The sequence below is a fragment of the Methylophilus sp. 14 genome, from assembly GCF_015354345.1.
Lineage (GTDB): Bacteria > Pseudomonadota > Gammaproteobacteria > Burkholderiales > Methylophilaceae > Methylophilus.
In genome coordinates this window covers 21,989-35,691 of sequence record NZ_JADKYS010000003.1, presented here as the reverse complement: position 1 = coordinate 35,691, position 13,703 = coordinate 21,989, and the positions used below count along the sequence as shown (strand labels likewise).

The 13,703-nt window shown below is 42.7% G+C and carries 8 protein-coding genes and 1 pseudogene; 4 read left to right on the top strand and 5 right to left on the bottom strand.

The window, feature by feature from the left end:
- Window positions 1–57: 57 nt before the first annotated feature.
- Entirely contained in the window at window positions 58–1,929 is a 1,872-nt protein-coding gene (locus INP78_RS08475; RefSeq protein WP_194741786.1) for a PQQ-binding-like beta-propeller repeat protein, read from the bottom strand.
- Window positions 1,930–2,294: 365 nt separating this feature from the next.
- Here INP78_RS08475 and INP78_RS08470 point away from each other — a divergent pair, with 365 nt between their 5' ends.
- The gene (locus INP78_RS08470; RefSeq protein ID WP_368667980.1) at window positions 2,295–3,413 is read left to right on the top strand and encodes a GntR family transcriptional regulator; all 1,119 of its coding nucleotides are present in this window, start codon (window positions 2,295–2,297) and stop codon (window positions 3,411–3,413) included.
- Window positions 3,414–3,748: 335 nt separating this feature from the next.
- On the opposite strand, the gene INP78_RS08465 is transcribed toward INP78_RS08470, so the two are convergent.
- A complete protein-coding gene (locus tag INP78_RS08465) occupies window positions 3,749–4,276 on the bottom strand; it encodes a PepSY domain-containing protein (protein WP_194741785.1) in 528 nt (175 codons plus the stop codon).
- A gap of 178 nt (window positions 4,277–4,454) precedes the next feature.
- A pseudogene (thyA, locus tag INP78_RS08460) lies at window positions 4,455–4,739 on the bottom strand (thymidylate synthase); the annotation flags it as partial.
- A 240-nt stretch (window positions 4,740–4,979) separates the two neighbouring features.
- Here thyA and INP78_RS08455 point away from each other — a divergent pair.
- Window positions 4,980–5,831, top strand: a complete 852-nt coding sequence (locus INP78_RS08455) for a thymidylate synthase (protein ID WP_194741784.1) — start codon at window positions 4,980–4,982, stop codon at window positions 5,829–5,831.
- A gap of 380 nt (window positions 5,832–6,211) precedes the next feature.
- Here INP78_RS08455 and INP78_RS08450 read toward each other — a convergent pair whose 3' ends face one another.
- Both INP78_RS08450 and INP78_RS08445 read right to left on the bottom strand, forming a co-directional pair.
- Window positions 6,212–8,125, bottom strand: a complete 1,914-nt coding sequence (locus INP78_RS08450) for a UvrD-helicase domain-containing protein (protein WP_194741783.1) — start codon at window positions 8,123–8,125, stop codon at window positions 6,212–6,214.
- A 3-nt stretch (window positions 8,126–8,128) separates the two neighbouring features.
- Complete coding sequence (locus INP78_RS08445) at window positions 8,129–10,090, bottom strand: ATP-dependent endonuclease (RefSeq protein WP_194741782.1); 1,962 nt, start codon at window positions 10,088–10,090, stop codon at window positions 8,129–8,131.
- Window positions 10,091–10,602: 512 nt separating this feature from the next.
- On the opposite strand from INP78_RS08445, the gene INP78_RS08440 reads away from it, so the two are divergent.
- Entirely contained in the window at window positions 10,603–12,111 is a 1,509-nt protein-coding gene (locus INP78_RS08440) for an LA2681 family HEPN domain-containing protein (RefSeq protein WP_194741781.1), read from the top strand.
- A 450-nt stretch (window positions 12,112–12,561) separates the two neighbouring features.
- Window positions 12,562–13,650, top strand: coding sequence for a DUF4238 domain-containing protein (locus INP78_RS08435; protein WP_194741780.1), 1,089 nt, complete (start codon window positions 12,562–12,564; stop codon window positions 13,648–13,650).
- Window positions 13,651–13,703 lie beyond the last annotated feature (53 nt).

Below are 13,703 nucleotides of genomic sequence, written 5' to 3'. Positions count from 1 at the left end.
AGCAGGGTGTTTTGTGTGACTAACGTATTACTACGTGTAACTTAAGACAAACTCAAATTACAGTGAGAAAACGTTCAGTGCACCGCCGCCAGGCGCAGCGTTGTACTTGGTCAACTCTTTGTAACCACCAGCAGCACCCAGTGCGTCTGTGTCACTTGTCATACCCAAGTTCATCGCAACACCAGCCCAACCACCGATACCTGAGAAGATACCAACGTATTGTTTGCCTTTGTTACCGTAGGTGAATGCGTTACCAATCGCACCGGAACCCACTTGGAACTTCCACAGTTCTTTACCGCTTTGCGCATCAACCGCTTTGAACCAACGATCCAAAGTACCGTAGAACACGATGTTAGAAGCGGTCGTCAAGGCACCACTCCAGGCAGAGAATTTCTCTTTGTTGTACCACACTTTTTTGTTGGTCATTGGATCATAAGCGCCGAAGCCACCCATTACGCCGTCAGGACCAGCAAACATAGTCAATGTCGCACCAACCCATGGTTGACCAGCAACGTATTTAGACTCAACTGGCTCGTATGTCATACATACGTGGTTCAGTGGAGAATACATCAAACCAGTTTTTGGTGAGTAAGCCGCAGGCTGTTGGTCTTTAGTACCCAACGCAGCCGGGCAGATACCCTTGGCGTTGTAGTCCTGGTGAGTAGAATAACGACCATCTTTGCTTGGCACACCTGTTTTCAGGTCAACATCAGCCGCCCAGTTAACAAATGGATGTACTTTTTCAGCAGCAATCAGCGTACCAGTCACAGCATTCCATGTGTATGCGAAACCGTTACGGTCATGGTGCCATGCGTATGTTTTGCCACCTTTGTCGAACAGGATCACTTCGTTCACGCCGTCGTAGTCCCACTCATCGTGTGGTGTCATTTGCATCGCCCATTTAGCCACGCCAGTGTCCAGATCACGTGCAGTCACTGTCATAGACCATTTGTTGTCGCCTGGACGTACGTCCGGGTTCCAAACGGATGGGTTACCCGCACCGTAGTAAACCAGGTTTGTACGTGCATCATATGGCCACCAGCCCCATACGGAACCGCCACCATGCTGCCAGCCGTCTTTAATCGCTTGTGGTTTCAACCAGGTACGTGTACCCAATTCTTTTTCGCCACCTTTGATCTGGTCAGCAGACAGACGCTTGAAAGAACCGCCTTCTTTGTTACCACCGTTCACGTCTTGATAAACAGACAGTGCGTTGTACAGTGGGTTGTCTTTGTTGGTGTTTGCGTCATGCAATGTTTCGCTGTCTGGGCCTGTTGAGTAGGCTTTCCATGCAGTAGAACCATCTTTGATGTTGTAAGCCTGGATAAAGCAACGTACGCCGAACTCAGCACCTGAGCAACCGGTCAATACTTTGTCTTTGATCACGTGTGGCGCGTTAGTGTTGGTTGCACCGACTTTTGGATCAGTGTTTTTAACATCCCACAGTTTTTTGCCGTCTTTGGCATCCAATGCCACCAGCATACCGTCGTTTTGTTGCAGGAAGATTTTGCCATCGCCAAAGCCCAGGCCGCGTGTCACGTTGTCACAGCACAGCACCGCTTGAACGCTTGGGTCTTGTTTAGGGAAGTAAGACCAAACGATTTTCTGGTTGTCGTTCAGATCCAGCGCGTAAACGTTGTTTGGGAAAGCAGACACCAGATACATCATGTTGCCGACGACCACTGGAGAACCTTCGTGACCACGGTTTACACCGGTTGCGAATGTCCAAGCCATTTTCAGGTTTTTGATATTGCCTTTGTTGATCTGTGCCAGGCTGCTGTAACCCTGGTTATTGTGTTGACCACGTGGATGCACCCAGTTGTTTGGGTCTTTCATCGCTGTTTCTTGATCAGCGGCGGCTGACGCCAGTACTGGCATGGCAAGCGCTACGCTGGCAGCAATACCAAAAGCAGTTTTGATTTTCATCATAGTTATATCTCCGGAAGAAACATCCTGAATAAGGATAAATCACAAATTGCAATTCAAAAAATTGCGCTGTGCTTAAATTGCCACTGGCACTAGGATTTCCAGAGCGGTCGATTATCCTGTTAAGGATAGCTGTCACTTTATTAAGCGACTGTAACTGTAATATAAATAGCCCGAGGTGGCAGCCAGCCAGTTTTGGGTTTTATTCATGGGCCAGATGGGGAATTTTTCCGAAAACTTTATTCAATTGCTTTTTTTTTGTATCATTTTGGTTTCGAAGGCCATGTCCTAGTGTGCCCTTCAGGTAATGATCGCGCCAAGCGTTATGGCGACGTCATTTTACTTGATTTTAAAGGTAGACACAGACTGTGCTGAGACCCTGGCATTACTCACTGGTATTGGATAAAGACTCTCCAAACACCATACACCAGCAACTGATTCAACATTTCCGCGAGATGATACAAGGTGGCTCCTGGCTAGGTGGTAGCGCCCTGCCAAGCTCGCGCGACATTGCACAACGCCTGGGGATTAACCGTAAAACAGTTTCCCGCGTGTATGAAGAGTTATCGGCACAGGGCCTGATTTACACCCAACCCAAACGCGGCACTTTTGTTTCTGACGCCCCTCGTGCAGCCAGCACAGCCACGCAACAAACCCACTCCCTGGCCCAGCGCCCGGAGAGAGACCATACGACCGTGAGCGTGGACCAGTTGATCCAGAAAAGCAGCGTACACCATATCCGCCGCGCCGCACTGCATATGCACAAACTACGCCCGCACGACTACGATGCTACCGGTTTGTTTAACCTGAAACATATGCTGGCCAACTTACTGGCCCACGAGAGACGTTACCTGGTCTCCCCTGATCATATCGCCTGCGGTGCAAGCACCACCCTGCAGAACGCGTTGATACACAGCCTGCACCTGGGTAATGGACACCTGCTACTGGGGCACACCATGAGCCGCACCCTAGAAAAAAGCCTGCAAAGGCACGATGTCGCCGTGCTAAGGCTACCGGCGATTGCCGCTGGCGAAGCAAACGTGTTTATTGAGCAGGTGGAAAAATATTGCATTAACTATCCGGTTTCTGCCGTGTGGTGCGACACCTCTACCCTGTTTCAGGCAGACGATATGGAGGCCGGGCAAGCGCTGGTGGCACAAAAACTGTCTGATTACAATCTACTACTCATAGATGACCAGCGTACACAACTTCCCTTTGTGCAAGAAAGCCTGCTGCTACCGACCAGATATGCCAGGAGCATGCTGCTTGGCAGCCTGTATGGCGAATACTGCGACATGTTCAATCTTTGCTATGTCGCCAGCAACCTGGGCTTTTCAGCAGATTTCACCGACGAACTCAATCTGCAACAGCAACAGCCTGCCTTATTAAACATGCTGGCACAAAGCGAGCTCATCAAACGCGGTGAATATAAAAAACTGCTGACCACCATACAACGCGCCTTCAATAACGACCTTGCAGCCTTATGACGCTAACCGCACTACCGGCTTAAAAAAGACATACGGCTCAGGCCACCCAATCACAACCAATATGGCTGCAAGCAGCCACCGAAAATACGGGAAAAATTCCCATTTACATAAAAAATTGATAATTAAATCAGTTATTTAAAACAAATCCTGGAGATGGCATGCTAAATGCTACTAACTAACAGGGGGTGAGCTATCACTAGGACCGATACCAGCAGACTGCATATCCGCCGGTATCGGGGTAGACACTCCCTCACTTGCAGATTGATCTCATGCAAAAAAGGCACCGCAATGCGGTGCCTTTTGCTTGGTCGCTACTTAAATGAGCGAGCCAATAATTACTCTTGGCCGATTTGATACACTTCGTAGCTGGTTTCTACGATTTTACCGGTCGTTGCGTCAACTTCGATTTTCACTTCTTCGTTGTCAGCTTCCAGAATGTCAAACTCGTATGACGCTTTGCCATCCGGCTCTAACTCATACTCAACTTCAACCACTTTGCCTGGATGTGCAGCCAATGCGGTGGCTTTGGCGTCTTCTTCAGACACTTTAGCTAAGGCCTTGAATCTTTCATCATCGGCGGTCACTTCTTCTTCTACTTCAGTGATTTTGCCAGTTTTGGCGCTGCACTCGATATCCCAGGCTTTACCGTCGTTAGACTGCACGTCAAACTCGTATACCAATTGCTTGCGCTCAGACTTGGCTTCCAGCTTAACGATTTTGCCGTCGTGCTTTGATAATGCTGCTTTGACGCACTTGCCCAGGCTGTCGTAAGCCTTTGGTTTGATGGTTTCGTGGTCGGCGAATGCTTGACCAGATAACACACCGCATAATGCGGCTGCCAGTAATGACGCTTTCATTTGCATAATGATCTCCTTGTTTAAAGTCATGAACAAAAAAACACGAAACACCCGCTAGGGACGCATGCTTCGTGAATTCATAACGCGAAAAGGATAACAAAAACGCCGTAAGCTTTTGAAAATATTACACCTTATTAACAAAATGGCTACAGTCAGCCATTTAATCAACCGTCAAACTGCTGGACTACACGGCGACTGGCGCCTTGATGGCTGGATGCGGGTCGTAATTTTCCAAGGTGAAGTCTTCAAATTTGAACGCGAACAGGTCTTTCACATCTGGGTTAATGCGCATATGCGGCAATGCACGTGGCGTACGCGACAATTGCTCTTTGACCTGCTCCATATGGTTGCTGTAAATATGCGCGTCGCCCAGCGTGTGCACAAAGTCACCCAGTTGCAAATCACATACCTGTGCCACCATCATGGTCAATAAAGCATAAGACGCGATATTGAATGGCACGCCGAGAAAATTCTAACCACCATGAATGTGTTCATTACATACACATATCAATACCAACTCATCAGACTATCATTGTACAAAATATATAAAAATTGTACAAAACATAGACTCTTATAATTCCTATTCAAATTTGAAATAATGATTCTATAATTTCTGCCGTAAATGTTGAGAATTCCAGAGTTGGTATAATGATCAACCTGGCGATAGGCCTCTTAATTTAAATCAGCAACTTCCCCTTAAGGTTTTCAAATGAAGCAATATTTAGACTTGGCAAAAAATATTATTGACAATGGGGTTTGGGTGCAAAATGAACGTACAGGCAAAAGATGCCTTACATTAATTAATGCGGACTTAACTTATGACGTTGATGAAGGAAAGTTTCCTTTAATAACCACTCGAAAAAGCTATTACAAATCCGCAATTGCTGAAATGCTCGGCTATATTCGCGGCTATGACAATGCTGCGCAGTTTAGAGCCATCGGTACGAAAACATGGGATGCAAACGCTAATGAGAATAGTGCTTGGCTTTCCTCACCTTTCAGAAAAGGAGAGGATGATTGTGGATTTATTTACGGAAAAATAGGACGGAATTTCCCTAAACCAGACGGCGGTAGCATAGACCTCCTTAGAAAGATATACAACGACTTAAGAGCTGGTTTAGATGATCGCGGTGAAATCTATACTTTTTATCATCCAGGAGCTTTTCATATGGGTTGTTTGCGCCCATGTATGTATAGTCATCACTTCTCGTTACTTGGAGACACACTGTACCTCAATAGCACTCAAAGAAGCTGCGATGTTCCATTAGGACTGAATTTCAACATGGTTCAGGTATATTTTTTCTTAGCAATTATGGCTCAAATCACTGGCCACAAGCCCGGTAAGGCCTATCATAAAATCGTTAATGCACACATATATGAAGATCAATTAGATCTAATGCAAAATGTACAATTAAAACGTGAACCATTTGACTCCCCAACACTAAAAATAAATCCAAATATAAAAACTTTAGAAGACCTGGAAACATGGGTAACAGTAGATGATTTCGAAGTTATTGGATACCAATACCATGACCCAATTTCGTATCCTTTCTCTGTCTAAGACTTGTGGTTAAACACAAAGTCGAAACTAGGTTAAATCAGCCCCCTCGATAAACCCGTGATTTTCTGTGAGTTATAACATTTTAGAGAATAATAAAGCCCTCAATGAGGGTTTTAAAAACAACAACTCCTACACGCTCGTGGCATTGAAGGTGAATTCAGAAGCGAATTAACCGGCTTGTAGATTCTGCAGAATACCCACAAAAACAGCTACCGGTTATCCTCAGTTTGGTCATTCTGCCCATTGCTCGTTAGCAAAAAGTTAAGCGTGAACTTGATATTCATAAATAGCCAATAGTGAGGTTATTGAGCATCGCATAAAGCTTCTTACCTCACGTTGTTGTTGAAGCCATAGTGATTTTGTTAAACCATCCTGTCGGCTTATTGCTCTACTACCCACCCTTTTTCAATTAAAGCACTCAAGGTTTGTGGGGCTATACGTGTCTCATTCACTGCAAGACAGAGAAAGTGCGTTGGGCGAGACATTGCAACATACAAATTCCTGAGTTGACCTCGCTGCAATTTACTAAGGCTAGCTGGATTTTTCTTAATCCCTGCAACATATGGAAGTGCCATTTCCAAATCAAACTTCTTACTATTACCACCATAAGATTCCATTACTAACGAGGCAATGTGGGTTTCACCCTTCATGCTTGCCACTGTCCCTATTGTGTAATTTATATCTCGACCCATATGAGAAACTGCACAAAGATTTGGAAGTTGTGCTGGGTTTAACAAGAAAAAGGCCTGATCAAATGTGGACAGATTTTTGAAGGATTGAAGCAGAGTTCCCGTTGGAAGATAAGATTTTAAACGCGTATAAATGTAATCTATCAAAACATCGCGCGCTGCAGGAGTGGCATATAAATCAGGTTTTAGTATAAGATCTTGAACTAATAGATGTATGGGTAATGCAGTTCCAGTTTGCTCAGTGACTGCCTTTATTAAAGCATTACTATCTCTGATGCTCTCAACGATTGGAGAGCCGGCTTCCCGCATGATTAGCAATATTGCTCGTCGAACTTGAGCTACCCTTCCGAAAAGAATAGATTCATTATTGTGGTTAGGTGGGGGCAAGAGAGCCTGCCAGAAATTATCATTTGAATTAGTTGCCCCCGTCTGAGTTTGCGCAAACGCGGGCCAGTAATCACCTAAGTGTCGTCCAGGAACCACGTCTCCACTTCCGACTTTACGCGTGCACATGCCACGGACTGATTTTTTCTCCAACTCTAGGTCAGTAAAACGATCAATTACTAACTGACCAAATTTGGTTAGCACTTTCTCAACGTCAGCAGTCTTATATAGCAATAATACTGGCGGCATTTCTTGATTTGCTTCTCCAATCACAGGAAGCTGGGATAAGCGAACACTGGCTACTGCTTCAGCAATTTTGTTGCCAAATCGTTTACTAGTACTAATTACTTTATGACCTGCCCGGGGGAATGTGCAATTAACAATGCCTTCATCGTCCGTGAGGATTTTCTGATCAATATCTCCAAATCGTTGAACAGTGGATTTGTTTTCAAAGATGCTATTTAGAATACTTTCCTGTGCCCAGGAGGTATCTTGCATCTCATCAATAAATACTAGTGGAAAACGTCGGAAAATTACGTCCAGAAGATTCGGGTTACTTTTTAAAGCGCTCTCAGCAAAGGCAAACATATCTCGGTGCCGAAAGATTCCTGCGTCTAAAAGTGAATATTTCAGTTCTCGTACTTGTTTCCCAGATGGAGTGGTAGCGTTGGTCAGAGTTCCACTTTCGGTCGATATTTCCAATTCACTACCTTTAAAGTAGAGTGTATTGATTAATTCGTCTGCATTTTCCTGGTATTTTAGCCAACCCCGTAGTGTCTTAAATTTGTATTGCTGAAGAAGTTTCTGCGCTTTTTTTGCAAATGCATCGTCATCAATAATCTCAACTTTGATGCCCGCACTTCGGAGTGCCGGTAAAGCTATATATTGGTTCACAAAGCCGTGAATCGTCCCGATATAATGTGGGTAGGTTAAAAGTTTTTGGCCGTCGGCATTTAATTTTAAACGCCTAGTGATTTCTTCTCGAGCAACGTTTGTATGACTGAGTACGCAGAGCCCCTTCTTCTGCTGATTCCATTTTCTTGCAATTAGTAAAAGTTTTGCTGCAAGCAGTGATGTTTTACCACTTCCTGGGACGGCATTGAAGTCCCGTGAAGTTGTTTCTAGAATAGCTTCTTGTCTCTCAGTATCGCTAAAGTCCAAATCTGGACTGACTTCCTTTAACCACAAAAGATCAGCAGTGTTTAAATCAATAACTGACATAATTTAATTCACCGCCGTTGTCTCGGTTTTTGTTGCTGGTTTACTTTTATCCCCGGTTAGATGTATGAATGCCTTTTTTAGATACGGCGGAAGGCGATTGAAAAGTTCATCACCAGAACCAAACTCACCAGACAACAAAAGCTCTGCAGCATATTGGGCTACGATTGCCTTCGAAGCTTCTTTATTGTACAGAGGCTTGAAGATTTGATTTGCCAACTCCTCCTCAGTCAAACCTTTGGTTTCTAATTCCTCCCAAGATTCTTTTGCTGCTTCCTTGGCTTTAGTTTCATCAGCATCCTCTAACCTTTCACCTTTAGTTTTAGCTTTCCTTCCGAGCTGGATGGCGTAATACATGAGTTTTGCGCACCCAAAATAAGCGAGATCATATTCAAGCGTCCATTTGTCGGAAATACACACGATAGTGCTGCCTCCCTGCGCCCGATTACTCTTGTCTAGTAAAAACTTTGCAAGCTCTTCTTCGTTATAATCAGAAGTGAAACGTTTCTTTCCTTCCCCGGGGGCAGAAACAAATGTTTTAGCCGATTCAGGAACAATATCTCGATCAGTTAAGCAGACCACAGGAATTTTTAGCTCTGGTCCAGCACCTTCAACCTGCAAAATTCGAGCATAGTGAAAAAGCCCCGTATGACCTACATTTACCAGTGAAACACCATGTTTGGACAATGAGCGATCACAGACTTCTGCTAAGGTTGGAAGTAGGATAGCTTCAGCCGGACCTTCCACCATCATGACCCCTCTTGCAAAGAAGAGATTGGCTTTCGTCGCTTCTATAAATCTACGTAAGAATGAGTAGTCAGTTTTTTTCAGTTTAGTATTGCCAGCGGATAACGGGAAGGTCTGAGCCTTATGCACTAAGGTCATGTTCTCTATGTCTGTATGGGAAACTAATGATGGGCTGTGAGTAGTCATCACTACTTGTACTTGTCTTTCATCAGTTTCTTTGGTTTTAGAGTGATTTTCAAGCAAGTCCATTACTCTATATTGCAATTGCGGGTGCAAATGAGCTTCAGGCTCTTCAATTAATAACAGCGCAAGATCATCACCTTCTCTCAGCAAAACTAGTTCAGTTGCCATGAATAACGCATTGTTATATCCCAACCCGCGAGCACATCTGGCATTTGGATCCACATCACCTCCTGGCAACAAAGCTAATTCAAATTTTTCCAAGATTGGTGTCAGTGATAAATCTGGAGTGATACGAATCCGAGACTGCAACTTTTCACTCTCAAATGAAAACTCTTCTAAATAGTTTTGGTTGATGTCCTGTTCAACGCTTTTGATCACTGTATGCTCACCAATATGGTGCTGAGAAAATGCCATTAAACCTACAATATTCTTTGGAACGTCATTAGGATTGGCTGTTTGGAAGTCGTTGACTTCCTGTCCATCAATATTTTTGTGTGCTGCAAGTATTTGCGACAAGCGGGATTGTCTGCCGGGGCGCAGCTCCGCTTCAGCATCCCTTAATGGTCGCAGATAGGTTGCACGGATTAGCTCACGAACTGTGCTGCCTATTTCTTGGCCAATTCCCTCTTTCCCTGCACGTACAGAAAACTCAACTCGCGCGCGTTTGTTTGGCTGTGGAGGAATCCACCTTGCACTGAGGTGGATAATTAGTGAACAAGATCCATCGCTCTCATGAGTTAACCATTCAAGAACACTAGCTTGTTGTTCGCTCGATAGATCACATAAAGTAGCCTCAATCCAAAGGCTAGTCGCACGTTCTGTTCCATGTATATGAAAATCATGTTCATAGAGCCGGATGTTTTCGTAACTGGTAGTAAGAAGTATTTGCCTTATAGCATCGACTATTGTTGTTTTGCCAGCATCGTTTTCACCCACCAAAATATTAAGACCAGGCCTTAAAGCCCAATCCAGTGCAGGAGCCTTTTTACCATCTCCAAATGCTCGAAAATTATTGGCTCGAATGTGCTTTAGATACATATCTCTCTCTTATTTTGTTATTAATTTTTTATTTAAGCTATGGACAAAAAATAGCCATTTTTTAATAATAAATCATAGTCAATGCAAATTATCTTCAAACGGTCTAAACATTCAGGGAAAAACTCGACTTAGGATTATTTTGGCATTTCATAACTAATATCCGAACATTACTAAATCACATCAAGATGTCACTCCCAATAGTCAATACTTGTATTACTCTGCTTCAATTATTTTCAGCGCTGTTTCTGATTTCTGATGCTTATCTACCAGAACAGAAAAGTGCTGATTAAGATAAACATGTTCTAAAGTTATTTGGTAATTTTCGGGACTCTTAAAAAACCATCTCAGCCTCATCAATATATTCTTGCGATTCCCATTCTGCTATGGTTTGGCTAAGGCATCGAAGGGACCAATCTATGCATTTGGATTTCTTCTTTTAGTTTTTTCTCATCTGATAAAACTGCTTATGGAGTATTTCAAATAGGCAGCCCTAATTTAACGTTGAGAGTGATATGAGTGACATTAGAAAGTTAGCATCTAAAATTGATTTAGCTTGTGATAGAAATGATCACGAGACTCTCAACGAAACACTTGATGAGATTGGCAAAATTAATCTAAAGCCTCTCTCTCCAGTGGAATGCGCTACCCTAAACTACTTTATCGCCAATGCCCACTCCGGGATAAGACGATCTGTAAAACAAAAACAAAACTGGTTAGGCGATCAACACCACCGAGAAAAGGAAATTCTACATTTAAGATTAGCGCTTTCTGACTTAGGCGAACTTACTGATGAAGAAATTCGAACAGACCTCAAATCTCGGATAACCACCAATCTTGCAAATGCTTTAAACAATATTGGCAGATTCGTAGAAGCCATTCAGCTTTGGGATCAAACATTAATAAGCTATCCATATTTCCCAATGGCAATGGGAAATAAAGCTTCAACAATGTTCGAATATGCAAGATATGCCAGCAAAGGTTACGTTCAAGCCATATTTCTCCAAGAAAGCTATAAATTGCTCAAATCAGCTTTGGAAATTGGTGTAGAGAAACAGGCGAGAAATGAGATGTCTGCTTTAGCTGACCACATAAACACCTTTGGAGACTGGGATTGGAACAAAGTTGAAATTCCCCTGCCAGCCTATCGTAAAGGGCGTACCAAGAAAGAAAAAACATATAGAAAGTGGTGCGTTGAGAATCAACTCTATCTTGATTTCTTGAATGACGTTTCTAGAGACTGGACCTCATTAGAAGATACTCTAACCTTGCCCAATATGGTTCAAGACATCTTGGAAGAGGATGTTTATTTACCTGCCCCATATGCTATTTTCAATCAGCTCAAGCAAGAGTACGTTTCTGCAAGGTTTTTAATTTTCGAAGCAATACAAGAAAAAGATAAACCGCTACATTTTTCAGATAGATGTGTAAAACTGTATGACGCTCTTGATTACAGGTATTACAGATTATGGGTTGAAAGACTAAAAATGTCGTTCCTTTCAATCTTTGCTATTTTCGACAAAATTGCATACTTGGTGAATGATTACTGGAAACTTGAGATACCCGTTAGAAACTTAAGCTTTCAGTCAGTATGGTTTGAGGACAGAGGTTTAACTAAAATCCGGGAGCAATTTTTGATTTCAGAAAATAAGCCTCTGCAGGGCTTATTTTGGTTGAGCAAAGATTTATATTACCGATCAAAAGATGTGCAATTGATTAGCCCTGAAGCCAAGACTCTAACTGATATCCGCAATCATATTGCTCATAAGTACTTGCGGGTCCATGATCACTATTTAAACAATCCCGCTCAAGAACGTAAAACTAAAGGAAAGGAATTAAGTTTCCCTGTCAGTGATATAGAGTTGGTTGAAGAAAGTATTAGATTATTAAAGCTTGCTAGGAGCGCGTTAATCTACTTAACCACTGCGATTACCTATGAAGAAAGTAAAAAGAGTGCGGACTCAAACTCAGAATACACTTTTCCAATGACAATACACTCAGTAAATGACAATAGTCGATTATGACCTTACAGGTTTAAATCAAGCCTTACTATAATATTTGATTGGATTAAGTCGACTTGCCAAAAGGGCCAATGGATTTAGTTATATCTCATTTATGCCCTGCTGTGGCCAGCATACTGTTTTGGCTGAAAAAAACCACACCGGAATAGCAATATCAGCAAGAGTAATTGACGCCAAAAGTGACAACACAATGACTATCTGGCAAGCAATCATCCGATACCTTGCATATTACTTGTCTGGAGCTGCACTAGGATTAGGGTTGTTTTGGATTGAATTTGATAGGCGCAAAACAAGGCTAGCAGGATAAGTTGGCTGGCACAGTTGTAGTTATAGCTAAAACCAGTGGATCGGGCTAGCTTACGTTTAAAAGTAACAATTACTGACTTTAGAGTTGGCTACAAAAACGGCAAATGCTGCCATTAGCAGAAAACTCTAGTTGCAGGTGACTTTCTTATGGCGTCCAATAAAAATCAACATTTTGTACCTCGTTGCTACCTTCGGCCATTTTCCCAGAATGAGGGTAAAACAATAAGCTTATATAACATTGACCGAGACAAAGCGATATTTGATTCCGCTTTGAAAAACCAATGTTCAAGAGATTATTTCTATGGAAAAGATGACAACCTAGAAAGAGCCATTCAGCAAGTCGAACGCCTTTACGCCAGTCTACTGCCGCACCTACTTCAACCTGGCTTCGTTTTGAATACGGACGCATCCAGCATTCTTTTCAGATTCTGGCTGCTACAACATCATAGGACGGAAGCTGCATCAATTCGTATGGCTCAAATGACTAATGAGGCAAATGGATTGCTTGGGGATCCAGGAATGTCTGTTGCTATAGAAATTAAGCAGGCAGTACAAATCTCAATGCAGACCTTTGCAGATTATATGTATTCGCTTGATGATCTAAAAATAGTGCTAATAGAGAACAAGACTGATACACCATTTATTACATCTGATGATCCAGCTGTGATGGTCAACCGTTTTGCTGACAGTAGGCGATTTGATGAGCGAAGTTATGGCTTGAATGCAGCTGGACTGATTTGTTTACTCCCACTGTCCCCTAAAGTCTGTTGTATGTTTTACGATGACTCTGTTTATAGCATTAAAAGTAAAAACAACTGGACATCGATAAAATCAACTATGGATGTAGACTCGCTTAATGCAACCCAATACTTAAATTGTTTTGCAAATCTATATTTCAAAGAAAAAGATGATTCCGGTATTTTCTCTAATTTACGAAATACAAATCGAAATATTAGGCCAGTCGAACGTTACCGAATTCATTATGCTATTAAAACCAAGACTGAAAATGACCACGAAGTTTTCACTGTAGTTGATAAAAAGAACATCCCAGCTCACACGCATGCATTACTACATCTGCTAGCTGTTCATATCAAACCACGTAATTGGCCAGGTTTCCTAAGATGGAGACCAGGTGGATATTATTATTCAAACAAGTTTGGGAGGGTATGTGTACGTAAAGCGCATGTTGTCAGTAGAGACTCGTATCCTTATATGAAAGTCAAAACTGGCCAATAAACTCCACATTGTGTATTGCATTCATTTTGAGCAGTCGTTCCAGTTCTAATGAT